Genomic DNA, 25,875 nt, shown 5'->3' on the forward strand with positions numbered 1-25,875 from the left:
CAGGAAGTAAAAGTAGGAAATTTAATCAACATCATCCCAAAAATCAAAGTAATTGAACCATTGAAGGGGATATTTGCTGATCATGGATTCAAGATTGCGGGTATACGAGTGCAAAAGCCCTTGTGCATCCCGCTTTTTAACGTTCTGCGCGACCCTTGCATATAAATGGTAATGAAGGTTTTTCTCTTTCATCACATGGACGTACACTACCGGGACACCCAGCCTGGAAGCAATGAGAAAAGGGCCGGCAGGAAATTTCGCACTTTTGCCGAGCAGATCTCCTTCAAGATATTTTGAGCCTTCGAAATAGCGGTCACCGGTAAAACAGATCAGTTCATTTTTAGATAACGCCTCATGGATATCAAAGATATGGGACATGTCCTCTTTTACGTAGATGAATTTGATACTGCTTTTCTTAACGGAAACGCTTTCAAGGTATTCTTTGATCACCGTTACTTCCTGGTCGGTTGTTACCAGGTTGATCTGACAGTCAAAATCGATATCTGCAAAAAAATGTTCCGCTATTTCAAAATTCCCGATGTGGGCACTGATCAGGACGCCGCCTTTTTTTTCAGCTAAAAGGTTCCTGAGGTTTTCAATACCGTCAAATTCATAGGTGTATCTGTCTCTTAAACCGGTGGAAATTGCGGTTTTATCAATCAGGACCTTGCCGAAGGTAAAGTAACTCCTGAATACGGAAATTTTTGTTTTGCGGGAACTGTAGTTAAGACGGTTTTTAAAGTAATGTGCAATATAAAGGTTGCTTTTTTTCTCGAACAGGAAATAATAGGTGGCAACAAAGTAAAGAACGGCATATGAACTTCTTACGCCGATATTTCTAATACACCACACGAATATTTTATATCCTAAAATAGTGCCTTTAGATTTACCTTTCCACTTATTCATCGTATCAGTTCAGCAATGTATCGGTTAACAGTATACAGTATAATGATTGGTTTTAACTTAAAAAATATAGCAGGCTGCTAAATTGTCTGTTGTTATGGTTAATTCAAAGTAAATTTTTATCGATAACTATGCGTTTTTTTCAGTGATTTTATTCTCAATGGTTGAATAGAAATCTTCAAAAGTAATGATCTGCTTAAAATCAGCTTCGCCCAGCTTCACTCCGAAATTGGATTCAATGACCACTACCAGGTCAATATAATCCAGGCTGTCTAAGCCCAGCGTTTTTTTAAAATTAGCCTCATTGCTGATTTCATCACCGTCAACTTCAAATTCACTAACTAAAAAGTCGTTGACCGTTGCAACAATTTTTTCCCTTTCCATGTTTTATTTAAATTTTTTAACGATTAATGCAGAATTGGTTCCTCCGAATCCGAAAGAATTGGACAAAAATACATCAATTTTTTGACTTTTTGTTTCAGCGACCAGATTTATCTTTTTCGCCTCATCATCAGGATTTTCCAGGTTGATATTCGGTGCTATAAAATCATTCTGCATCATCAGGATAGAATAGATCACTTCGCTTGCCCCTGCCATCCAGCATTCGTGGCCGGTCATTGATTTGGTAGAGCTTACCGGGACCCCGCCACCGAAAATTTCATAAATCGCCCTGGCCTCATTGGCATCGCCAATCGGTGTAGAGGTTGCGTGGGCATTAATATAATCAATGTCTTCTGCCGCTAACCCCGACTGTTTCAAAGCGCGTTCCATTGCCAGCGCAGGGCCGTCCACATTGGGTGTGGAAATATGGCCTCCGTTTGAGGAAAAGCCGTACCCGACAATTTCGGCAATAATATGGGCTCCTCTTTTCTGGGCAGATTCCAGGCTTTCAACAATCAGGGATGCCGCGCCGCCGCTTGGGATCAGCCCGTCCCTTCCTGAATCAAAAGGCCTCGATGCTTTTGCAGGCTCGTCTTCCCGGACCGAAAAAACGCCCAAGCCGTCAAAGCTGGCCATGGAATATTTATTGGTTTCCTGTGCCCCGCCGCAAATAATCATCTCCTGAAAGCCGTTCTTTATCATCATATAAGCCAGGCCTAATGAGTGGGAACCGCTTGCGCAGGCGGCACTGATGGTAAGATTAATGCCCGTTAGTTTAAAAATTGTGGAAAGGTTCATGGTTACCGTAGAGTTCATGGATTTAAAAATGGCTCCCGAACCTATTAAGGTGGTATCTTTTTTTTCTCTCGCAATATCAATGGATTCTACAACGGCCTGCGAAACACTGTCGTTTCCGTATAAAATCCCGACTTCGTTGCGATCCAGGAAATCCTGATCAATGCCTGCCTGACGCAATGCATCAAGCGTGGCAACATATGCGTATTCGCTTTCTTCACCCATGCTTATGCGCTGCCTCCGGTTCAGAAGGTTTTTAAGGTCGGGTTTCGGGACTACGCCGGTAAGCCCTGACCTGAAGCCGAATTCTTTTCTTTCATCCACCAGAACAATCCCGGACTTCCCCTGATAAAGAGATTCTTTTACCTCTTCCAAAGAAGTCCCGATGCAGGAATAAATCCCCATTCCGGTAATTACAACCCTGTTTTCCATGTTATTAAATTTAACAATATATCAGGATAACAATGTAATAATAATTTTAATCGGTACACTGGTAAATTGTTATAGTAGTACATTATTTCACTATTACGAATAGATTCCTCCGTTAATATTAATTACTTCCCCTGTAATGTACGATGATTTTCCAGAAGCCAGGAACGCTACGAGATCTGCCACTTCTTCAGCTTCCCCGAACCTGTTGACCGGGATCATTGCTTTTAATTCATCTTCATTGAATTCCTGGGTCATATCCGTCCTGATAAAGCCGGGTGCGACGGCATTTACCGTGATGTTTCTTTTGGCCACTTCCTGAGCCAAAGCTTTTGTAGCACCCACCAAAGCCCCTTTCGCTGCAGAATAGTTGGTCTGGCCTGCCGTTCCTTTTACTCCTGATACGGAAACCATGTTGATGATCCTGCCGTATTTGTTACGCAGCAGTTTTTGAATAAAGAAATTCGTTACGTTAAAGAATCCGTTCAGACTGGTGTTAATCACCGCATTCCAGTCTTCACTCGGCATCCACATAAACAATCCGTCTCTGGTAATCCCTGCGTTATTGATAATCACCTCAACCACATCATCCGTATGCGCCTCCTGCCATTGTGTTAAAACCGTTTGGGTTTCCTCTGCATTTCCTACATCGAACTTAAGAATTTCTCCGGTAGAGCCCAATTCTTCAACTTTGGCCAGTGTTTCTCTTGCCGCCGCTTCATTTGAAGTGTAGTTGATCAGGATATGGTATTTTTTCTCTTCCGCGAGTTTTATACAGATGGCACTTCCGATTCCTCTTGAGCCGCCCGTTATGATTGCACATTTCATGTGTTTTGTTTGTTTTTTGTTTTTAGTTTTTACGTTTTTTCCGGTCCCGCTGCATTCAGTAAAGACCGTTTGTTACAGGAAAAGTTACGAAGATTTTAAATAATTCTTCACTTCTTCCAGATAAGGATACATCACCATGTCATCTGAAAAAGCCGGAATAATTTTCCTTACCTTATCATACAGCTCTTTGGTAGCAGACGAGATTTTATCCTGATACCCAAGATACTCAATAGCCTGGACGATGGTAATTGCCTCAATCGTCAATACTTCAAAAGCGTTATCAATCACTTTCCGGCAGATTACGGCTGCATTGGTCCCCATGCTTACAATATCCTGATTGTCATTGTTGTTAGGAATGCTATGAACATACATCGGGTTGGACAGCATTTGGTTTTCAGCTGTTGTAGAGGTTGCCGTGAACTGGACGCCCTGCATTCCGAAATTAAATCCCAGCTTGCCTAAATTGACAAAAGGAGGAAAAATTTCGTTGATCCTGGCATTTAAAAGGTAGTTCAGCTGTCTTTCTGCCAGCATGGTTAATTTCGTTACCACGATTTTCAGCTTGTCCATTTCAAGGGAAATATAATCACCGTGAAAATTCCCGCCATGGTAGACGTGCCGATCCTCAATATTGATAATCGGGTTGTCATTCGCTGAATTAATCTCATTTTCAAGCACTTTCTCCGTATACTCCAAGGTATCCAGAACAGGCCCTAAGATCTGCGGGACACACCTGAGGGAATAATATTCCTGAACTTTTTCTTTAAATACTTTTTCCTGTTCTTCGAAACGTGTGTATAAATGATCGGCCCTTTTTCTGATCAGCTGGCTGTCAGCCAGGTGTTCACGCATCTTTGCAGCAATTTTCTGCTGCCCTTCATGAAGCTTTGTCCCGTTCAATACCTCAGAGAAATGATCATCGTATGCCTGAACGATTTCATTGATGGCACAGGACAGTTTAACAGAAATATCCGTCAGCTGATTCGCTTTATGAGCATTGACAATACCGATTCCTGACATCACGGAAGTCCCGTTCATTAAGGCAAGCCCCTCACGGATCTCCACCCGGACCGGATGCAGGTTCTCGGTCTCAAAAACCGTTTTGGTCAGTTTCCGTTCTCCTTTGTAAAAAACTTCGCCTTCACCGATTAAAACCAGAGCCAGATGGGCAAGCTGAACCAGGTCTCCGCTGGCGCCCACGCCCCCGTGCTCAAAAATCAACGGCGTAATATCTCTGTTTATTAATTCCTTAAGCAGAATAACTACCGAAGGATGGACCCCTGAGTTCCCAAGAGACAAGGTGTTCAGCCTTGCCAGCATGGAGGCCTTCACTTCTGCTGCAGGAAGAGGGTTTCCCATTCCGGAAGAATGGCTCCTTATTAAGTTATACTGAAGCTGATGGGTATCTTCATCACTGATCTTAAACTGGGCCATAGGCCCGAAACCCGTGTTCACCCCATATATTACTTTATTTTTTGAAAACTCCTTCAAAAACTGAAAACTTTTGTCCACTCTTTCCAGAAGTGTTTCATCCAGTTCTATTTGCTCATTTTCAATGATGACCTTTTTAAAGTCGCTCAATTCTAAAAAGTTATTTATTCTCATTAATTAAAGTAATAGTAATATAATTTTGTAATTATTAATTAATTGTCATTAATTTTGCGGCAAAGATAGAAGTTATTATTAAAATAAAAAACCAAAGATGAGCAAAGAATTTGTTGATGTTCTCGTAATCGGGGCAGGGCCTTCCGGATGCGTATCTTCTTCATATTTAAAGAAGAACAACATCAGCGTAAAAGTTGTCGAAAAAACAAAATTCCCGAGACTGGTGGTGGGCGAAAGCTTAATCCCGAGAGTAATGGACCATTTTGAAGAAGCCGGACTTTTTCCTGCTCTGGATAAAATGGGTTTTGAAAAAAAACTGGGGGCACGTTTTTTACGCGGCAATGAAGTCTGCATTTTTGATTTCAGCAACAAATTCGGTGAAGGCTGGGACTGGACCTGGCAGGTACCGAGGGCTGACTTTGATAATACCTTAGCTCAGGAAGTCATTAAAAAAGGAATTGACCTTGAGTTTGAAACTGAAGTTACCGATATCCGTTTCAACGGAACGGATTCTATCACCACCGTAAAAAATAAAGACGGCAAAACAAAGGAGATTCATGCAAAATTTGTCATTGACTCCAGCGGATACGGAAGGGTTCTGCCCCGTCTTTTAGATTTAGAAAAACCTTCAAAATTATCTCCCCATTCTGCAATTTTTGCCCATGTAGAAGACCTCAACAGAGAACAAGGAACGGAAGGTACTTTGATTTCCTTTGATATTATTGAAACGGAAGTCTGGCTTTGGGTCATCCCTTTCTCCAACGGAAATACCAGCGTAGGAATTGTTGGCCCTACGGAATATATTGATAAATTATCTGAAAACGGAGATCCTTCAGAAGCGCTGAAAAAAGCAATATCCCTTTCTGACTATTATGTAAAACGTTTCGGGGATGCAGATTTTCTTTTTGAACCGAAGCATCTGAAAGATTATTCCTGTTCAGTGAAAAGCCTGTTCGGGGACGGTTTTGCCCTCACCGGAAATGCTTCTGAATTCCTAGACCCGGTTTTTTCTTCGGGAATGGCTTTTGCCACGGAATCCGGGATGCTGGCTGCCAAACTGGCCGTGCGGCAGCTGAACGGCGAAACAATAGACTGGCAGACGGAATATTCCGATTATATTTTATACGGTGTTGATGTTTTCACGACGTATGTTAAAGAATGGTACACGGGAAATCTTCAGGAATTATTTTTCCACCAGCCGGAAAACCCGGATGTCAAAAGAAAAATATGCGCCGTTTTAGCAGGTTATGTCTGGAACAAAAAGAATACGTTCGTAAGAATACATGATACCGCGATAAAGAATCTTGCAGAATTTATCAAGACAGAAAAGCTTCACTCATAAAACAGGTTACATCTTGAAACTTTTTTCTTTTCACTAAAATTTTCCCTGAATTCAATAGCTGCAAAAATAATTGAAACTTCATTATTATTTCTCAGAACCTGCTGAGGTTCATTTATAGATTATTTCAGGCATATTATGCTGGCCATACAGTTTACGCCTGCTAAATTTAGAGAATAAGCAAGAGTATATTTAAGAATAAGCTGCAAATTTTTATTAAGATTTAAACAGGCTTCCAAAATCTTACTAACTATCTTAGATCGATAAATGTAATCGGCTTTCTGCTGCTCGGGTTGAAAACAGTTTTAGACAAAATATCAAAATCCACGATTTCAATTTTCGGGCTTACCCTTAATTTTGCCCGGAAATGGTCCCGCACTTCATTCTCAAAATTCTCGTTGCTGATTTCTGTACTTAATTTGATAATGATTTCATCTAAGCCTATTTCATTTGATTGAATTACGATTTGGTAACATAAAATTCCATTAAAATCGTTAAGAATATCATTCATCGCAGGCGGATACAATGTTGTCCCTTTGTATTTGATCATCTGCTGCTTCCGCCCGATAACAGGGCCCAGCCGCATCGTATTTCTTCCGCATAAACAAGGCTCATCATGGGCCTGCACGATATCCCCTGTTTTGAACCTCAGTAAAGGAAGGGCTTCTACGCCCAAAGTAGTGATCGTCAGTTCGCCACTTTCTCCTTGCTGAACGGGATTTCCATAGTCATCAAGGATTTCCGTAATAATAAGCTCAGGATGCTGGTGACCGCCGATCTGATGCTCGCATTCCGTGAAAGCCGTGCTCATTTCCGTGGATGCATAGGTGGAGAATAATTTAATATTCCATTTTTCCTTGATCTTCTGCGAGAGGATATTATCTGTAAAATCCTGGTTTTTGATGCTTTCCCCGATACAGACCGCACCATATACACTGGAATTTTGGTAATCCAGACCGTGCTTTTCGGCGTAATCAATCATTTTTAACAGAAACGAAGGAACCGTGATCAGGTATTTCGGTTTGTATCTGAAAATAGAATCCCACTGCAATTCCGGAATCCCGGGGCCCATCCGGACCACACTTGCCCCCATTTTCCGTAAGCCTAAAAAATAAGCCAGACCGGCCATAAAACGTTTGTCAATGGTGGTGATCATCTGTACCACATCACCTTTCCGGATTCCCGCACAAGCAAAAGAGATGGCTTCATTATACGCCAGCCGTTCAAGATCGTTATCTGACAGTCCGAATGTTACCGGATCGCCCAGGGTTCCTGAAGTAGTACTGTAATCCACAATTTTGTCTGGCGTAACACAGAAAAAATCATCATTGTTCTGCTGGATGTCGTTTTTTGTGGTGGTTGGAATTTTCTGCAGATCTTCCAGCGTCTGAATATCAGCAATCGTTATGTTGTTTTCTTCAAATAATTTCCTATAAAACGGCGAATAGGCTTCAATATACACCAGCAGCTCCCGAAGCTTTTGCTCCTGAAACTTTTTTATTTCGTGAATATCTGACTGTTCGATAAGCGGATAGAATTCCAATGGCTTTATTTTAAAGGGCAAATTTATTTAAAATTAAAAGATTATTGAGTAATGAAAACTAAAAATAAAGCATGGCTGCTCACTTAAAATGCTTTTTACAAAAAATTCATAAATTAATTTTTTCACGTCAAGTTTTGTCGTTACCGGCATTGATATTTGCATCAGAGAGATTGAGATGACACCATAAGACCATCTTTATTTATTTGAAATAAGATACAAACCATAAGAAATATTAATAATGAAAAAACCTGAATATGAATTTTAAAAATCCTTTAAAAGGAATGGACGATTTTGATAAGATCAGCCGGGAAATATGGGCCGATATGAGAGGAGAAAAAATTGCTACCAATTCCATAGAACCTTTTTTTACAAACCTGTGGGTAGATGAAAGAAAGCTTTTCACATTACTTGCTTCGTCAACAGATTTCAATACTTATCTGTTCGATGCAAAGAAAAACTTTATTAATTATTCTCAGGAAGCAGAAAAAGTAAATCTTAAAGAAATACCTCCGGCAAAGATCGATAACGTAAGAGTAAAGGCTAAAATGATTGAGAAATTAATGATCCAAGAGCCTGAATTGGATGAAAAACAATTTCAAAACTCATTTCTGGAACGCCTTGATAAAAAGGTCTGGGTGAATATAAGCCCGGGGTATATTGACTCCCGAAAATATACCCATCATACGGCGATCGGAATCCGGGAGAGAAAGATAGAATGCACCATCAACATCCCTTATCGTAATTACCATAGGGAAGCCACAAAAACCGTAATAAATGAGACGGAAGCCACTGTCCATTATTCTTCAGAATCTCCTGATGCCATACAGATCAGGCTGAGTGATGCCGAAGACTATATGGCTGCCATCACTTACCTTTTTCCGTACCATCGACAGGAAGCGCAGGTTGCGCTTATAGCTCATTTTGAAGAGGCAGGAAACGGGCTTACTTCTATTGATGACCTGATGTTCTTCTATAACCAGCTTCCAAATTTTGCCCTGACCGGGGTGGATTATAAAGGAAAAGCAAAGAAGCTTTCAGACGAGCTGTTATGGGATCATTTTTTACAGTTTTTAAATTTTGATTCCCAATTAATCCGTGATGTAGACTCAATAGGCAAAGCCGCTGCTCTGGCAGCAGAGCCGTTCAGAGATAAGAGCCGTTATGCGATCCGTATCCTTACGGCAATATCCGGGGAATTCGTTTACCGAAAGATTAAAAACGACCCTAAGCTCATTCTTCACATTTATCATTCTCTGGATGGAGAAAGCGTGTACATGGGAAAAGGCATTATTTCAGATACCAATCAGGCTGCCCCTGGTCAGATGTTTGAAAACAAAGAGCTTTTTGTCATCTATGTAACCGCTTTCATGCAGGCTCAGCATGCAACGGATGATGCCCACCAACCGTTACAAAGTGGTTCTCTTTTCGCATTAGGCGTCAGCAGGGATTCTGATACGATAGAAAGACATTGTGAACTTACCGGATATTTTATGGAAGGAGATCCTGACAATATCGTAACCCTGATCAATACGGTAAAAGTGTTTAACCTGAAAACAGAGAAAATTGAAGCTGAAAACGAAATTGAAAACGGAGAATTCAGGCCACTGGATATGCTGCACCTCAAAGTGTATGAACAGGAAAAACTTCGGACGGGTAAGGTTCAGACTCATGAAACCGATACTGAAGTGCCTGCTTTGTTTCTTTATCATATTGCTCAGAGAAAAGCTGCTGAGGATGCCTTGAGGTGTCTTCGCGTTGCCGCGGATCTCATGGTGATCTCAGCCAGTCTTGCGACTATTGAATCCGGAGTTTCAGGGTTACCTTTATATGCGGCTTATGCAGATATTGGCGTTGCGCTTTCAGATTTTTATATAGAGACCCGGCTCAGAGATGAGCTTAAATTCACCACTAAAGGGAAAAAACTTCTGGAATTATGGGATGACATTTACATGGTCCAGGGCACAGCAGGTGCCATGGTGAGCATGTTACCAAAGGCAGAAAAAGCATTGGATGCCACCGTAGAAGTTCTGTATATCTCCAGGTATCCGCGTCAACAGAAAAGCTTACAAAAGTTAATTAAAAATACATTATATTCGTTTCCTTTAAGGGATTATTCTAAAAACGGATTAAGCGTTCTTTCAAAAAACGGTATAAAAAGCATTACCAAGCATGCTTCTGATTTTGAGAAGCTGAAAGTGCTTTTTGTAGAGAATGCAAAGAAAGAGGTAGCAGTACTTTATAAAGGGAAAAAGTTCTTTCAAGCAGATTCCGCCGGAAGAACAGGGAAATTCCTAGATTATCTTTACAGGAAAGCTGGCGGTAATATTACAAAGCTTGATCAAGAGATGAGCCGTCTTGTTGGGATGGCGGACAACATACCTATTTCTAATACTATTATAACGGCAGAACAGTTTGAAGCAAGATTAGAAGCTCTTCAAAATGCTGACATTACGGCTGCAAATGCATTAGATTTTTTTGAGGAAGCAAGGATTTTTTTTAATCATACAACTAAAATAAATGCGCAAGGGGGAAAAGTTGTTGTACAAATAGCTGATCATAATTGTGTGGAAGTAGTGAAGGTTGTAGATGTGTTTTTTAAAACTGGAAAAATTAATTGTGCTACTTTTTCTCATGCTCAAGATATGTGGGTTGATCTTAGTTTGTGGTTCCAAAATGAATACAACCTCAAAAGAGGACTTGAATATATTGAAAATGTTGGCGTTCTGCATACTAGAATGGATAATAATGAAACAGGGATTCTTCTTTGTATGAGAGGAGGTCTAGAAGATCATCATGTAATGAATGTAGTAAAAAGAAAAGGAAGTAAATTTGCAAGTTTTGAAGATTGTCAAAAATTGAGTAAAATTATGAATCTGAATAAATATCCTAAAGGCCCTTATATAAATTTTAAATATATGAAAACTAGTAAATAATAAAAATATGTTAACAGAACAAGAAGTAATAGAAATCGCAAAAGATTATGTAAAAAAGCAGAGCGAAAGAAGTGGATATGATCTTGTCATCCTGGATAATGCCGAAATTAAAAAACCATACGGAATAATATTCAGATACAATACAAAAAAATTCAATCAGACAAGAGATTACAATGATAAAACATTAATTGGAAATACTCCATTCTTGGTTGAAAATAAAAATGGTAAAATTATAATATTCGGTTCTTCACAAGGCTTAGATTATTATGTTGAAGAATACGAAGCTGGAAGATGGCCGGATATGCCAAGACTCAGCGATTTTCAATAATTCACAGCCACCTTCGGGTGGCTTTTGTATTTTTTAATAAATTATATTATTATTGGATAAATAAAGGTAATTTCCATGACTAAAGAACAAAAAACATTATATTATTTATGTTAAACAAAGACGAAATAAATGAAATAGCAAAGCGCTAGATAGAATACCTTGAAGCAAATATGAATATAAAATTAGCTATTGCTCAATAACTTACAATAAACAAACCTTACGGAAATATTTTTTTTGGGAGCACAAGATTCTAAGAAGCATCGTTTAGTAGGTAATGGTCCTTTTTTGGTAGAAAGTAAAGAAGGCAGAATACTTAGATTCGGAACAGCCGATCCTACGGAATACTATATTTCATTATATGAAAATGGAAATTGGAATCCGGGTTCTAATGACATCTGGTATCCAAATTAACCGACATTATTTTAGTAAATAAATCCCAAGGCAAATACAATGCTGACAGACAGTCAAATGCTAGAAATAGCGAAAAAATACATAAAATTAAACGAAGAAGAAATAAATATAGAACTAATTATTTTTGAACAACTTACAATGATTAAGTCTTATGGAAACATCTATTCCTATGGACCAAAAGACTCTAAATATCGTCTAGCGGGTAATGGGCCATTTCTCGTAAAAAATGATACTGGCTTAGTCATTCAATTTGGAACTTCTAATGATATAGAATATTATATAACAGGATATGAAGATGGCACATGGAAACCTAGTACTCATGGCGTTTGGGATCCTAATCAGAATTAATATTCATAAAAACCCACATGCTAACAGAAATAGAAATAATCAGCACTGCAAAAGACTATATAAAAAAATTAAGTCAAAAATGGCAAACAGAACTTACTATTGCGGAGGAACGTTTAATTCAAAAAGGGTATGGAATAATATTTTATTTTAACTCAAAAAAATTTATAGAAGACAAAATAGAAAAAGCCAAGCTAATAGGATGCTCCCCATTCTTAGTAGAAAGTAAAACTGGTCAAATTATAGTGTTTGGGACAAATAGATCCATTGACTACTATATAAAAGAATACGAAGCAGGAAGATGACCGGATATGCCAAGACTCAGCGATTTTCAATAATTCAAAGCCACGTTCGGGTGGTTTTTATAGATAAAATGACTTCAATCTAACACTCAGAAGAGTCCGATATATCTTCACATTCTCTATTTAACATTCGCTTTTCTCACTTCTCCCATTTATATTCCTGAAACAAATTTCCCATCCAAACCTCCAAAATAAAACATATCTTATAAACCGGTAAATTTTAGTAAATTTGCCAACTTAATGAATCAACGATATTGATAGATTACCATGAGCCAGTTTAAAGAATATAAAAGCCTCAACCTTATTGACGTAGCCGAGAATGTAGCCGAATTCTGGAAGCAGAATAAAACCTTCAATAAAAGTGTTGAGATCCGTGATGGGCAGCCTGAGTTTGTTTTTTATGAAGGTCCGCCTTCCGCAAACGGCATGCCCGGAATTCACCACGTCATGGCCAGGGCGTTAAAGGATATTTTCTGTCGTTACCAGACCCAGATCGGGAAGCAGGTGTTCCGTAAAGCAGGCTGGGATACCCACGGACTTCCTGTAGAACTTGGTGTGGAAAAAGAATTAGGAATTACGAAAGAAGATATCGGCAAAAAAATTTCTATTGAAGATTACAACAAAGCCTGTCGTGAAGCGGTAATGCGCTACACGGATGTCTGGAATAACCTGACCGAGAAAATCGGGTATTGGGTGGATCTTGAGGATCCATACATCACCTACAAATCCAAATATATGGAAACGGTTTGGTGGCTGCTGAAGCAGTTGTATGATAAAGGATTATTATACAAAGGCTACACCATCCAGCCCTATTCCCCGAAAGCGGGAACCGGACTTTCTTCGCATGAAGTCAACCAGCCCGGCGCATACCGTGATGTTTCCGACACAACCATTGTTGCGCAGTTCAAAACATTGCCGGAAACGCTGCCTTCATTTTTACAAGGGTTTGGCGATATTCATTTCTTAGCCTGGACGACTACTCCATGGACACTGCCGTCCAATACGGCTTTAACTGTAGGTCCTAAAATCGATTATGTTTTGGTCAAAACGTTCAACCAGTATACTTTTGAGCCGGTTAATATTGTTTTGGCTAAACCATTGGTCGGAAAACAGTTCGGGAAAAAATTCGCTGAAGGAACAGATGAAGATTTCGCCAATTATAAATCAGAAAGCAAAGTCATTCCTTACCAGATTCTTGCAGAGTTCAAAGGCGTTGATCTGGTCGGGATTAAATATGAGCAGCTGCTGCCGTATGCTTTACCTTACCAAAACCCGGAACATGCATTCAGGGTTATTTCAGGGGATTTCGTGACCACGGAAGACGGAACAGGAATCGTTCATACGGCACCGACCTTTGGTGCTGATGATGCGAAAGTAGCCAAAGAAGCTACGCCGGAAGTTCCGCCCATGCTGGTCTTAAATGAAAACGGAAACCCGGTTCCACTGGTGGATTTACAGGGAAAATTCACCGCCCATATGGGAGATTTTGCCGGCAAATATGTTAAAAACGAATATTACGATGCCGGGACAGCACCCGAAAAGTCCGTGGATGTTGAAATCGCCATCCGCTTAAAAGAAGAAAACAAAGCGTTCAAAGTAGAGAAATACGTTCACAGTTATCCGCACAGCTGGAGGACTGATGAGCCGTTATTATATTATCCGCTGGATTCATGGTTTGTGAAAATGACCGCCGTGAAAGACCGGCTGGTTAATTTAAACAAAGAAATCAACTGGAAACCGAAAGCGACGGGAGAAGGCCGTTTCGCCAACTGGCTTGAAAATGTAAACGACTGGAACCTTTCCCGTTCAAGATACTGGGGGATCCCGCTGCCGATCTGGAGGACTGAAGACCTGAAGGAAGAAAAAATCATCGGTTCCGTTGAAGAATTATACAACGAGATCGAAAAATCTGTTGAAGCAGGGCTGATGAAAGAAAACCCGTTTAAGGATTTCGTCATCGGGGATATGTCTGAGCAGAATTATGCTCTGGTAGACCTGCACAAAAATATAGTCGACCAAGTGATTCTGGTCTCAGATTCAGGCAGGGAAATGAAGCGTGAAAGCGACCTGATCGACGTTTGGTTTGATTCAGGCTCCATGCCTTATGCGCAGCTGCACTATCCTTTTGAGAACAAAGAATTAATCGACAACCATAAGGCGTTCCCGGCAGATTTCATCGCAGAAGGCGTTGACCAGACCCGCGGATGGTTCTATACGCTCCATGCAATCGGAACAGCTGTTTTTGATTCGGTGGCTTATAAAAACGTGATGAGCAACGGACTGGTTCTGGATAAAAACGGAGTGAAAATGTCGAAATCCAAAGGAAACGGAATTGATCCGTTTGACACATTAGCCGTATACGGGCCGGATGCCACACGCTGGTATATGGTTTCCAATGCCAACCCATGGGAAAACCTGAAATTCGACATCGAGGGAATTGACGAGACCAGAAGAAAATTCTTCGGGACATTATATAATACGTATTCTTTCTTTGCTCTGTATGCAAATGTTGACGGATTCAGTTACGCTGAAAAGAACGTTGAGAACCGCCCGGAAATTGACCGGTGGATTCTTTCTGAACTAAACCTTTTGATCAAGGAAGTAAAAGCATTCTATGAAGATTACGAACCGACAAGAGTGGCAAGAGCCATCAATACGTTTGTGAATGACAACTTAAGCAACTGGTACGTAAGGCTTTGCAGAAGACGTTTCTGGAAAGGAGATTACTCCGAAGACAAAATCTCGGCTTACCAGACTTTATATACCTGCCTGGAAACGGTGGCCAAATTATCGGCCCCTGTTGCTCCGTTCTTCATGGACCAGCTGTACCAGGATTTAAATAAAGTCAACGGAAAAGAAACCCATGAATCCATTCACTTAACGGATTTCCCGGTGGCTGATGAAAGCCTGATCGACCAGGATCTGGTTGAGAAAACGCACTTGGCGCAGAACATCACCAGTATGGTTTTCTCCCTGAGAAAGAAAGAAAACGTAAAAGTACGCCAGCCGTTACAGAAAGTACTGATCCCGGTTTTAGATGCTAAGACCCAGGAACAGATTTCAGCGGTTTCAGAATTAATTAAACAGGAAGTTAATGTTAAGGAACTGCAATTAATCAATGCCGAAGAAGCGTCACATCTGATTATCAAACAGGTAAAACCAAACTTTAAAACGCTGGGTTCCAGGCTTGGAAAAGACATGAAAGCAGTTGGCAGTGAAATCACTAACCTTTCTGCAGAACAGATTTCATCTTTGGAAAAAGAAGGAAATCTTATGATCCAGGGATATGAAATTACGGTGAACGATGTGGAGATCTCAACAAAAGATATCCCGGGATGGACCGTAACATCAGACGGAAAAACGACCGTGGCACTAGATTTGACGCTCACAGATGAGTTAAAATCTGAAGGGATTGCGAGGGAATTTATCAACAGGATCCAGAACCTAAGAAAGGAAAAAGACTTTGATTTGACAGACCGGATTACTATTTCTGTGGAGGAAAATTCTCCGTTCTTAAATGACCTTAAGAAAAATGAAGAATATATTTCATCCGAGGTCTTGTCAGATAAAATAGAAATTGTATCTTCACTCTCAAATTTTAACGAAATCAAGATTGATGAGGTTAATTTTAAGATAAATGTTGAAAAAATTAACATATAGTTGGTATTTTTAACACCCCATTTCATAATTTTATTAAAAAAGAGAAACGAATATGTCAGACGAAAGAGTAAGATACAACGACACTGATTTACAGGAATTTAAGGCTATTATTAAAGAAAAAATAGAAAAAGCGGAAAATGATCTGAAACTGATCAGAGAAAGTTTTATCAATGACCAGAATAACGGAACGGATGATACCTCCCCTACTTTTAAAGCATTTGAAGAAGGAGCGGAGACGCTGAGCAAAGAGCAGAATTCTATTTTAGCCGGAAGACAGGAGAAATTCTTGCGTGATCTGAAAAATGCTCTCATAAGGATTGAAAACAAAACCTACGGTGTTTGCAGGGTAACCGGTAAGCTGATCCCTAAGGAAAGACTTTTGGCCGTACCTCATGCCACACTGAGTATTGAAGCGAAGAATATGCAGAAATAACCACCAGGTTAGTTATAATATATTGGGTTTATATCGTATTTATCTTATGAAATACTGTATAAACCTGATTTTTTAATATATACCCATGATTGAATTTTTAGTTTTAGCAGTCATCATCGTGGCGGTATTGGTATTTTTTAACAGGGAACCATTGAAGAACAGGTTTTTCCCGGATAACAAGAAGAACTATACCCTGGATGACCGGTTTAATGAAAATAAGCGGGAACGGGAAAAAGAAATCGACAGGCTTCTCAGCAAGATGGGCAGAAACGGGATCAACGATTTGTCCTCAAAAGATCGGAAACGGCTTGATGAACTGTCCAAAAAATAAATAATTAAAGCAAATACAATGGAATCTATAATAGTCCACACAAAAAATGCAATGGAACTGAATGCTTTGAAAAGTGTTCTAAAAGATATGAATATCGAGTTCGAGAAATTCCATACCAAGATGCACCACAACAATAAAACGATCAAGAAAGTAATCGACAGGAAAAACGAAAAAATAGGAAAACCTTTTAAACCGAAAGGGCTGTAATAAAGTCACACGGTGATTTTATATGACCGTTAAATAATCCAATTCTTCTTATGAAAAAGATACTACTTGTCACCTTTCTTATTTTATTGATTGATCAGGCTTCAAAAATTTATATAAAAACACATTTCGGACTGGGAGACAGCGTTTCTGTTATACCCGGCTTTAAGCTTACCTTTGTGGAAAACCCGGGAATGGCTTACGGACTTCATTTCGGCGGAGTAATCGGAAAATATTTTCTTGTGATCGTCAGGATTTTCCTGATCGGAGGAATGGTGTATCTTTTTAAGAAATGGCTGGAAAGAGGTGAATCCAATTATCTGCTGATTCCTATGGCCATGATTTTTGCCGGCGCCATCGGGAACTTGATAGACGGCATGTTTTACGGGATGATCTTCGACAGCGGAACTGTTTATGATGCCAGCATCGACCGTTGGATTGACTATAACGGAATTTCAAAATTAGCTTCTTTTGGCCATGGGTATTCCACTTTTATGAGGGGATGCGTGGTTGACATGTTCCATTTCCCATTGGTAGACTGGAACGTGCCTGAAAGCTGGCCTTTGATAGGAGGAAAGCACATAGAATTTTTTAAATATATTTTTAATATAGCAGATTCTGCCATTACTGTAGGCGCAGTATTGCTGTTGGTCTTCAGAAAAAAAGCCTTTCCGAACGGACTGGAATTTTAAATATACACACAAAATGAAAAAATTCATTAAAAACATTTTTACCTTTTTCCTGCTTCTTTTTGTTGCAGGAATTATTTTTATTACCTGGGCAAATTACAGCATGAAGACAGACACAGAAGATTTTATGTCTTACCAGACTGCCGCTGTTCCTGAAACCAAGACGGGTTTATTACTCGGAACAAGCAGGACACTGGATAACGGCCAGCCCAATGGCTATTTTAACAACCGGATCGAGGCAACATGGGAACTGTATAAAAGCGGCAGGATCCAGTATATTATTGCCAGCGGCGACAACAGCAGGAAAGACTATAATGAACCGGAAGACATGAAGCAGGCCCTGATTGGGAAAGGCATTCCTGAAGGTCATATTTTTATGGATTTTGCCGGATTCAGGACACTGGATTCCATAGTAAGGGCCAAAGAGATTTTCGGGCAGCATAAGATCATCGTTATTTCGCAGAAGTTTCATAACGAAAGGGCGGTATTCCTGGCCCGGCAAAATGGCATCGATGCCTTTGGATTCAATGCAGCGGATGTTAATAAATATGCCGGCTTTAAAACCAATGTACGGGAATACCTGGCCAAATCAAAAGCGTATCTCGACCTTTTATTAGGTGTAGAGCCGAAATTCGGAGGAGAGAAAGTTTTGATTCCTTAAGGCTTAAATTTAGTCCTGAAACCTGATAAAGCATTTAAAGCGTATTCCAAACTGTATTCCTGCTGACTTTTTAGATTTTGCAGATTAAATGCAAATAAAATCTACGTAATTACCAAAATCTGTTGGATCCTATTTAAAATAGATCAGATGCAGTAATGCTCAGTTTTAATTTTTATAAAGAAGCATTAAAGCTAATCACCGATCTCTGTATTCAGATTCAAAATAAACTATAAACATGCCTATAGATTACCTGAATCTGCAAGAGAAACCATAAATTTGAAGTTCATTAATTTTTTAAAATAAATTTAAACAAATGTCAAGAATTCTTACCGGTATCCAAGCCACCGGAACCCCTCACCTCGGAAACTTGCTGGGTGCAATTATTCCTGCGATAGAATTATCGAAACAGGAAGGAAATGAATCATTTTTATTTATCGCGAACCTTCATTCTTTAACCCAGATCAAAGACGCGAAAGAACTGAAACAGAACACCTATGAAATTGCTGCGGCTTGGCTTGCCTGCGGCCTGGATACGGAAAAAACCTATTTTTACAGACAGAGCGACATTCCTGAAACCTGTGAACTTTCTTGGCATTTATCCTGTTTTTTTCCGTATCAGCGGCTTACTTTAGCCCACTCCTTCAAAGATAAGGCAGACCGTCTTCAGGACGTCAATGCAGGCCTGTTTACCTATCCGATCCTGATGGCTGCAGATATCCTGCTGTACGATGCGGAAATTGTACCTGTGGGAAAAGACCAGCTTCAGCACCTGGAAATCGCCCGTGATGTGGCTTCCAGATTCAATAACCAAATGGGGGAAGTATTTGTCCTGCCGCAGTCTGAGCTTCAGGAAGATACTAAATATGTCCCGGGAATTGACGGCCATAAAATGTCCAAGTCCAGAGGCAATATCATCAACATTTTCCTGCCCGAAAAAGAGCTGAAAAAGCAGGTCATGAGCATTGAAACGGATTCCAAGTCCCTGGAAGAGCCCAAAGATCCGGAAACCGATAAAACATTTGCAATCTATCAGTTGATTGCAACACCTGAACAGACTGAAGAATTGAGGGCAAAATATTTAGCCGGAAACTTCGGGTACGGCCATGCGAAAAAAGAGCTTCTGGACCTGATCCTGGTAAGGTTTGAAAAAGAGAGGGAACTGTTTGCTTATTACATGAACAACCTGGACGAACTGGAAGCAAAACTTCAGGAAGGTGCAGCAAAAACAAGAGCAATTGCTGCAGAAACAATGAAAAGAGTACGGGAAAGCCTGGGAATTTAAACCCTTATCAAACTTGCTTTTTCTAATATATAGTTTCGGCGGCCTCGTTAAAAACGAGGCCGCCGAAACTTTTATAAAAATTCTTTAATCTGCAGAAGATGGGTAATAATTTTCAACTCTTCCTGTTGCGGGTTTTCATTCAGGACATCAAAGAAGATCACATCCATCCCGAAACGCTGTGCTCCGGCCACATCTGCAATCCAGTCGTCCCCGATTAAAATACTCGTTTCCTTCCGTGCCTCAGAAAGGTCCAGAGCATATTCAAAAATAGCAGGATTGGGTTTTCTGACGCCTACGGAATCTGCACTGGTAATGGTCTGGAAATAATGGTCTATTCCCGATAAGATGCACTTTCTTTCCGTGACTTCCTTAAAACCGTTGGAAATAATATGTAAAGTATAATTTTTAGATTTCAGGTATTCCAAAACAGATTCCGCTCCTTCCACAAGGTTATTATGGTTCAGAATTTTATCTAAAAAATGCTCTTCAAAATACATTGACAGCCCCTCATCATCTATCTTAAAATGCCTGAAGGTATCGTAAAAACGGTGTTTCCTGAGATATTCCTTATCAATTTTTCCGTCCCGGATATCTTCCCAGAGCTTCTCATTGATGTCATGGTAGACCGCATGGAATTCTTCAAAACCAATACGGTAGCGCAAGGTGATTTCTTCTTTTTCAAAAAGATCCCTGATGGTAAGATAGGCATTTCTGCGGTGATCCCAGAGCGTATTGTCGAGATCAAAAAAAATGTGCTGAATTTTCATACAGCACAAAATTAATACTTTTAATTTTTGGAAATCGGATAATTCTTACTCTTGGTCTTGATGACCTCCAGGTTCTTTGAAAAATTGAGCAAAAACTCAACAGTTTGTTTTTTAGGTTTCAAAGTGGTGACTTTTAAGGAATCATTTTTTCTCATAGGCGAGTAATGTTTTTCCTTAAAACGGGAATTTTCCGAAATTATTATCTAACGTGTAAGGACAATATGATTTTCATCCATGATTTTTCTCAGGTTGATCAAAGCATAGCGTACACGGCCCAGCGTGGTATTGATGCTCATATTGGTATGGTCTGCTATTTCTTTAAAGCTCAGCCCGTCAAAAAACCTCAGCTGGATTACTTCCTGCTGGTTCTTAGGCAGGTACTGCAGCATCTTCAACAGGTCATCCTGAATCTGATTGGTCACCAGCTGGTCTTCGATATTCTCTGAAGGTTCTCTTAACAGATCAAAAATAGAATATTCATCGGTTTCAAAAGTGGTTTCCGAAACTTTGATATTTTTTGATTTTGCCCTGAAATGGTCAATAATCAGATTATAAGCGATTCTTTTTGCCCAAAGGATGAATTTTCCTTCTTCGTTATAGCGTCCTTCTTTCAGCATAACAATAATTTTCATGAACGTATCCTGAAAAACATCGTTGGCTAAATCTTCATCATTAATTTTGTAAAAAATGAATGTAAAAAGTTCTCTCTGATGGCGATAAATAAGGGTTGACAACGCCTCTTCGTCTCCTTTCTGGTAAAGGGAAATTAATAAACTATCCGATTTTGATTTCATAACTTCTTCTCAATAAATATTTTCGCTGACAAATCAGTTTTCAGATATATTATCTGACATCAGCTGTAAATACAAAACAATTCTTCAGAGTAAAGTATAATCAATAGGCGGATACAATTTTCTATGGTGTAAATATAATAAAAATTTAATAACTGTTAACCAATTATTAAATTTTTAAGAGAAAAACTTAAGAAAAATCAATTAAACATGTCATGAATGAATACAGTAGGGATATTTAGTGTAAAATTAATATTCAGTCCTTTCAATTCTTTGCCGTTGATACCGCTGTTGCCCACAGGAAAAGCATATCCTCCGGTTAAATCCAGAAGGCCGAAAAGCGTAACCCCTACTTTAGGGGCAATATATTTGTTGGTAGCCTCTGCGCCCATCAGGAAATAATAGGAATGGTAGAAGTCTACATTTTTCTGAAAATTTAACAAAACATCGGCAGATACTTTAGGCATGATAGCAAATTTGGAATTTGCGGAGCCCATCATTGCAGAACCTCCCAAACGGTAAATAACATTATCATTGTTCAGGAAAAGCAGCTTCCCTCCCACATCACCGAAGCTCTGGTTCTGGTATGTATAGCCTACACTGATCATTTTATGCATGGTCAGCTGGGCTTTGGCAAAAGTGCCGAGAAAAAATAAGGTAAGGACAGTAATGGCAAATCTTGCGTTCTTCATCTTCTGATTTATTATGTATATATGTAAAATTAAAAAAAACTGCCTTACCGGAAAGATAAAGCAGTTATTATTTATTGTAAGGCAGGCAGATTAAATTCCGAAAGCGGTTTTAATCTCATCTACTTTGTCCAGTTTTTCCCATGTAAAAAACTCTAGGCCTTTTAATGTAAGTTCTTTTTTCTGGCCTTTATTGAATGTTTTGTCAGCTACATAGCTCTCTCTTCCCATGTGTCCGTAAGAAGCGGTTTCCTGATAAATCGGGTTTCTCAGTTTAAGGTTCTGCTCAATAGCATACGGTCTTAAATCAAAAATGGCAGAAACTTTTTTGGCAATTTCCCCGTCATGAAGATCTACTTTTGAAGTTCCGTAGGTATTGATATACAAACCGCAAGGTTCTGCTACCCCGATAGCATACGAAACCTGTACCAAAACCTCATCAGCCACGCCTGCAGCTACTAAATTTTTAGCAATATGCCTTGTGGCATAGGCTGCACTCCGGTCTACCTTTGAAGGGTCTTTTCCGGAGAATGCACCTCCGCCGTGAGCTCCTTTTCCGCCGTAGGTATCCACAATAATCTTTCTTCCGGTAAGGCCTGTATCACCGTGAGGGCCTCCGATAACGAATTTCCCGGTTGGGTTGATATGATAGGTAATCTGATCGTTAAATAACCTTTTGATTTCGTCACTCTGCCTCGCAGCGACCCTTGGAATCAGGATATTCTTAATATCTTCACGGATTTTGTTCAGCATTTCTTCCTCCGTACCGAAATCATCGTGCTGTGTAGAAACTACAATGGAATCAATTCTTACCGGCTTATGGTCATCGGAATATTCAATGGTAACCTGGCTTTTCGCATCCGGGCGAAGGTAGGTAATTTCTGAATTTTCTCTTCTGATGGCAGAAAGCTCTTTAAGTATTGTATGGGCAAGATCCAGAGCAAGCGGCATATAGTTAGTCGTTTCATTGGTCGCATACCCGAACATCATTCCCTGGTCACCTGCACCCTGGGCATTTGCTTTGGTTTCAAAAGACTCGTCTGTTACCTTTCTGTCAACACCCTGGTTGATATCCGGAGACTGCTCGTGAATCGCAGAAATGACACCGCATGAATCACCGTTGAACATATATTCCCCTTTGGTATACCCGATTCCGTTGATCACATCTCTTGCAATGGTCTGAACGTCCAGGTAAGCGTCAGATTTCACCTCACCGGCCAGCACTACCTGTCCTGTGGTAACAAGGGTTTCACAGGCTACTTTTGAAGATTGGTCATATGCTAAAAAATGATCGATTAATGCGTCGGAAATCTGATCGGCAATTTTATCCGGATGTCCTTCTGAAACGGATTCAGACGTAAATAAATAAGACATATTATTCTATTTGTTTTAGATTAGAATTCACGAAGAAAGTAAGAATATATTGCCGGAAAGTCTAAAAAAGAATACTGTTTTAGCATTTTTTTATAGAGGTTGCAATCAGGTCAAATTTCCTCGTTTGTAAACACTGGCAAATTTAAGTACTATTTTTTTAATACTCAAATTTTTGCCGGCTAATTATAATTTTCTTCAGATTAACGGTTTATCAGCATGTAACCGTAAATAACTATTGTGGTTTTATGCTTACGAATTCTTTAGGATTTTCGTGATAATTTAATTTTTTCTCTAATGAAGTCCTGATGGAATGAGCCAATTCGTCAATAATTTTCTGCTTGAAGGTCGGCTTGTAATAGATGATGCTAATTTCCCTGTACGGAAAAGGTTTCTTGAATCTGAAGACATTTTTTTTCTGGAGTTCGGAAAGCTGGCTCAGGGCAAGCTCAGGCAAAATACTGATTCCCCCTACTTTATCCACCATATGTATCAGTGTCTGGATATTTGAAGCCAGGAAGTCGAGGTTTTTAGGCTTCAGCGTATTTTCTTTCAGGTGGCAGATATTTTCAAACTGGTTTCTCAGGCAGTTTCCTTCTTCCAGCAACCATACTTTTTCTACATTAAGGTCTTCCGGCACTACATAAGCATTCTTTTTGTTGGCTTCAGTATCAGAACTGTAAATCATCAGCTCTTCATTAAACAGGAAATCCTGATAGAATTCATCTGCTGCATCATACGGCGTAGAAATAATCCCGGCATCCAGTTCACCGGCTTTCAAAGCCTTGATGATGTTATCCGTAGTCATTTCCTTTACATTCATCTGGATTTTTGCATTATCTTCCAGAAATTTGAAAATTTCAGTAGGTAAGATAAAAGATGAAACCGTAGGAATGATCCCGATATTGATAGTTCCTCCTAAAATGTTATTCAGCAGGTTGGCTTTATTCCTCAGCTCATTGACAGCCTCTATAATCACCTTGGCCTGATCGATAATCTGAAGTCCTACATCTGTAGTACGGATCGGATGGGTGGTCCTGTCAAAAACCTTTACATCCAGTTCATCCTCAAATTTCTGTATCATTGCACTTAATGTAGGCTGGGTAATGAAGCAGGCCTGCGCAGCTTTACCAAAGTGTTTGTACTTATCTACAGCGATAAGATATTCCAATTGCTGAATGTTCATCTGATTAATATTATCTATTACAAAGATATGATGTTTTTGCTTTCAGCAATTAAAATTTCAGGTAAATTTGACAATCATTACCTTTACGAGATCAAATACAATTAATGCCATCATTGATACAGTTATACGCTTATGGATCCTAAAAAACTAACACTGAGCAACGGTGCTCCTTACTTTGAACATCAGGACTCCCAAACAGCTGGCCCAAGAGGCCCGGTTCTTCTGCAGGATTTTATTTTACAGGAAAATCTTGCACACTTTGTAAGAGAGAGAATCCCGGAGCGGGTGGTACATGCCCATGGAAGCGGTGCATACGGAACTTTTACCGTAACACACGACATCAGCCAATATACCAAAGCCAGATTATTTTCAAATGTCGGCAATTCATGCAGGATGTTCGCCCGTTTTTCCACTGTAGGCGGAGAAAGAGGAAGTGCAGACACGACAAGGGACCCGAGAGGCTTTGCCCTGAAATTTTATACAGAAGACGGAAACTGGGACCTGGTAGGAAACAACACGCCGGTTTTCTTTATTAAAGATGCCAAGAAATTCCCTGATTTTATCCATACCCAGAAAAGGGTACCGAAAACCAATCTTAAAAGCGCCGCCATGATGTGGGATTTCTGGAGCCTCAATCCTGAATCTCTTCATCAGGTCCTTATTTTAATGTCAGACCGAGGTACGCCTTACGGATACAGGCATATGCATGGTTTCGGATCCCATACGTTTTCAATGATCAATGATAAAAATGAAAGAGTGTGGGTAAAATTCCATTTTAAGACAAAGCAGGGGATTAAGAACTTCTCTGATGAGGAAGCAATGAAAATGGCAGGCGAAAATCCTGATTTTGCACAGGAAGACCTTTGTACTGCTATTGAAGAAGGGAATTTCCCAAAATGGACCATGTACATCCAGGTCATGACGGAAGAGCAGGCAAGAGATTTCAGATGGAATCCTTTTGATATTACAAAAGTATGGTTCCAGGGGGATTTCCCGCTAATTGAAGTGGGGGAAATGGAGCTGAATGAAGTTCCTGTAAATTATTTTGCCCACGTAGAGCAATCCATCTTCTCACCCAGCAACCTGATCAACGGGATCAGCTTCTCCCCGGACAAAATGCTTCAGGGAAGACTGTTCTCCTATCCTGATGCCCACAGATACAGAGTGGGTGTAAATGCCCACCTTTTGGAGGTGAACAGATGCCCTTTTGCTGTTAACAATTATCAGCGGGACGGCTTTATGGCAGATTCAAGCCATTATCAGGATAAGCCGAACTATCACCCGAACAGTTTTGATGATATCACGCCTGACCCTTCCTATAAAAGCTTTGAATATGAGCTTGACAGTGCCCATGTTGCCAGCTACAACAGGAATGAACATGATGACGACCATTACACACAGCCGGGCCTGCTGTATTCAAAAGCAATGAATGCTGAACAGAGACAGCATCTGGTAACTAATATCGTGGGAAGCCTGAATAAGATTAAAGGCCCTAAAAAAGACGAGATTATCAACCGCCAGCTCTGCCATTTCTTCAGAGCTAATATTGAGCTTGGCATGAAAGTAGCTACCCAGCTGAATGTTGTTATTGATGCCAATATGATGAATCATTCAAAATAATTATATCTAAGAATAATTTCAGCAAAAAGGAAAAAAGTCAATATTTTTT

General features: G+C 39.8%; 24 protein-coding genes. 13 read left to right on the forward strand and 11 right to left on the reverse strand.

Going from position 1 to position 25,875, the window contains the following annotated elements; all coding sequences use genetic code 11:
• Nucleotides 1–21 precede the first annotated feature (21 nt).
• From SD427_RS17325 to SD427_RS17345, 5 genes are all read right to left on the reverse strand, one after another.
• A complete protein-coding gene (locus SD427_RS17325) occupies nucleotides 22–906 on the reverse strand; it encodes a lipid A biosynthesis acyltransferase (protein ID WP_320559027.1) in 885 nt (294 codons plus the stop codon).
• Between the two features lie 126 nt (nucleotides 907–1,032).
• Nucleotides 1,033–1,287 carry an acyl carrier protein gene (locus SD427_RS17330; RefSeq protein WP_320559028.1) on the reverse strand — a complete coding sequence of 85 codons (255 nt, stop codon included), beginning with the start codon at nucleotides 1,285–1,287 and terminating at the stop codon, nucleotides 1,033–1,035.
• Between the two features lie 3 nt (nucleotides 1,288–1,290).
• Entirely contained in the window at nucleotides 1,291–2,511 is a 1,221-nt protein-coding gene (locus SD427_RS17335) for a beta-ketoacyl-[acyl-carrier-protein] synthase family protein (RefSeq protein WP_320559029.1), read from the reverse strand.
• 93 nt (nucleotides 2,512–2,604) lie between these two features.
• The gene (fabG, locus tag SD427_RS17340; protein WP_320559030.1) at nucleotides 2,605–3,336 is read right to left on the reverse strand and encodes a 3-oxoacyl-ACP reductase FabG; all 732 of its coding nucleotides are present in this window, start codon (nucleotides 3,334–3,336) and stop codon (nucleotides 2,605–2,607) included.
• Nucleotides 3,337–3,420: 84 nt separating this feature from the next.
• Nucleotides 3,421–4,941: an aromatic amino acid ammonia-lyase gene (locus tag SD427_RS17345; RefSeq protein ID WP_320559031.1), complete on the reverse strand. Its 1,521-nt coding sequence runs from the start codon at nucleotides 4,939–4,941 to the stop codon at nucleotides 3,421–3,423.
• 97 nt (nucleotides 4,942–5,038) lie between these two features.
• Between SD427_RS17345 and SD427_RS17350 the strand changes: the two genes are divergently transcribed.
• A complete protein-coding gene (locus SD427_RS17350; RefSeq protein ID WP_320559032.1) occupies nucleotides 5,039–6,283 on the forward strand; it encodes an NAD(P)/FAD-dependent oxidoreductase in 1,245 nt (414 codons plus the stop codon).
• A 247-nt stretch (nucleotides 6,284–6,530) separates the two neighbouring features.
• Here SD427_RS17350 and SD427_RS17355 read toward each other — a convergent pair whose 3' ends face one another.
• Nucleotides 6,531–7,823: a phenylacetate--CoA ligase family protein gene (locus SD427_RS17355; protein ID WP_320559033.1), complete on the reverse strand. Its 1,293-nt coding sequence runs from the start codon at nucleotides 7,821–7,823 to the stop codon at nucleotides 6,531–6,533.
• A gap of 254 nt (nucleotides 7,824–8,077) precedes the next feature.
• Between SD427_RS17355 and SD427_RS17360 the strand changes: the two genes are divergently transcribed.
• From SD427_RS17360 to trpS, 11 genes are all read left to right on the forward strand, one after another.
• Complete coding sequence (locus tag SD427_RS17360) at nucleotides 8,078–10,756, forward strand: hypothetical protein (protein WP_320559034.1); 2,679 nt, start codon at nucleotides 8,078–8,080, stop codon at nucleotides 10,754–10,756.
• Nucleotides 10,757–10,763: 7 nt separating this feature from the next.
• On the forward strand, nucleotides 10,764–11,084 hold the full coding sequence (locus SD427_RS17365; RefSeq protein WP_320559035.1) for a hypothetical protein: 321 nt from the start codon (nucleotides 10,764–10,766) through the stop codon (nucleotides 11,082–11,084).
• A gap of 450 nt (nucleotides 11,085–11,534) precedes the next feature.
• Complete coding sequence (locus tag SD427_RS17370; protein ID WP_320559036.1) at nucleotides 11,535–11,843, forward strand: hypothetical protein; 309 nt, start codon at nucleotides 11,535–11,537, stop codon at nucleotides 11,841–11,843.
• Between the two features lie 17 nt (nucleotides 11,844–11,860).
• Nucleotides 11,861–12,145, forward strand: a complete 285-nt coding sequence (locus tag SD427_RS17375) for a hypothetical protein (protein WP_320559037.1) — start codon at nucleotides 11,861–11,863, stop codon at nucleotides 12,143–12,145.
• Nucleotides 12,146–12,409: 264 nt separating this feature from the next.
• A complete protein-coding gene (ileS, locus tag SD427_RS17380) occupies nucleotides 12,410–15,802 on the forward strand; it encodes an isoleucine--tRNA ligase (protein WP_320559038.1) in 3,393 nt (1,130 codons plus the stop codon).
• A gap of 52 nt (nucleotides 15,803–15,854) precedes the next feature.
• A complete protein-coding gene (locus SD427_RS17385) occupies nucleotides 15,855–16,235 on the forward strand; it encodes a TraR/DksA family transcriptional regulator (RefSeq protein WP_320559039.1) in 381 nt (126 codons plus the stop codon).
• Between the two features lie 85 nt (nucleotides 16,236–16,320).
• On the forward strand, nucleotides 16,321–16,566 hold the full coding sequence (locus SD427_RS17390) for a DUF6576 domain-containing protein (RefSeq protein ID WP_320559040.1): 246 nt from the start codon (nucleotides 16,321–16,323) through the stop codon (nucleotides 16,564–16,566).
• A gap of 18 nt (nucleotides 16,567–16,584) precedes the next feature.
• Entirely contained in the window at nucleotides 16,585–16,773 is a 189-nt protein-coding gene (locus SD427_RS17395) for a DUF2683 family protein (protein ID WP_320559041.1), read from the forward strand.
• Between the two features lie 50 nt (nucleotides 16,774–16,823).
• On the forward strand, nucleotides 16,824–17,462 hold the full coding sequence (locus SD427_RS17400; protein ID WP_320559042.1) for a lipoprotein signal peptidase: 639 nt from the start codon (nucleotides 16,824–16,826) through the stop codon (nucleotides 17,460–17,462).
• A 13-nt stretch (nucleotides 17,463–17,475) separates the two neighbouring features.
• Entirely contained in the window at nucleotides 17,476–18,120 is a 645-nt protein-coding gene (locus SD427_RS17405; RefSeq protein WP_320559043.1) for a vancomycin high temperature exclusion protein, read from the forward strand.
• A 313-nt stretch (nucleotides 18,121–18,433) separates the two neighbouring features.
• The gene (trpS, locus tag SD427_RS17410) at nucleotides 18,434–19,402 is read left to right on the forward strand and encodes a tryptophan--tRNA ligase (protein ID WP_320559044.1); all 969 of its coding nucleotides are present in this window, start codon (nucleotides 18,434–18,436) and stop codon (nucleotides 19,400–19,402) included.
• A gap of 71 nt (nucleotides 19,403–19,473) precedes the next feature.
• Here the strand turns inward: trpS and SD427_RS17415 are convergent, their stop codons facing one another.
• The 5 genes from SD427_RS17415 to SD427_RS17435 form a co-directional block, all read right to left on the reverse strand.
• Entirely contained in the window at nucleotides 19,474–20,169 is a 696-nt protein-coding gene (locus SD427_RS17415) for a YjjG family noncanonical pyrimidine nucleotidase (protein WP_320559045.1), read from the reverse strand.
• Between the two features lie 203 nt (nucleotides 20,170–20,372).
• The gene (locus SD427_RS17420) at nucleotides 20,373–20,963 is read right to left on the reverse strand and encodes an RNA polymerase sigma factor (RefSeq protein WP_320559046.1); all 591 of its coding nucleotides are present in this window, start codon (nucleotides 20,961–20,963) and stop codon (nucleotides 20,373–20,375) included.
• A gap of 197 nt (nucleotides 20,964–21,160) precedes the next feature.
• Nucleotides 21,161–21,652, reverse strand: coding sequence for a hypothetical protein (locus SD427_RS17425; protein WP_320559047.1), 492 nt, complete (start codon nucleotides 21,650–21,652; stop codon nucleotides 21,161–21,163).
• A gap of 90 nt (nucleotides 21,653–21,742) precedes the next feature.
• Entirely contained in the window at nucleotides 21,743–23,023 is a 1,281-nt protein-coding gene (gene metK, locus SD427_RS17430) for a methionine adenosyltransferase (protein ID WP_320559048.1), read from the reverse strand.
• Nucleotides 23,024–23,255: 232 nt separating this feature from the next.
• A complete protein-coding gene (locus SD427_RS17435; RefSeq protein ID WP_320559049.1) occupies nucleotides 23,256–24,206 on the reverse strand; it encodes a LysR substrate-binding domain-containing protein in 951 nt (316 codons plus the stop codon).
• A gap of 132 nt (nucleotides 24,207–24,338) precedes the next feature.
• On the opposite strand from SD427_RS17435, the gene SD427_RS17440 reads away from it, so the two are divergent.
• On the forward strand, nucleotides 24,339–25,826 hold the full coding sequence (locus SD427_RS17440) for a catalase (protein ID WP_320559050.1): 1,488 nt from the start codon (nucleotides 24,339–24,341) through the stop codon (nucleotides 25,824–25,826).
• Nucleotides 25,827–25,875 lie beyond the last annotated feature (49 nt).

Source organism: Chryseobacterium sp. JJR-5R (assembly GCF_034047335.1).
GTDB lineage: Bacteria > Bacteroidota > Bacteroidia > Flavobacteriales > Weeksellaceae > Chryseobacterium.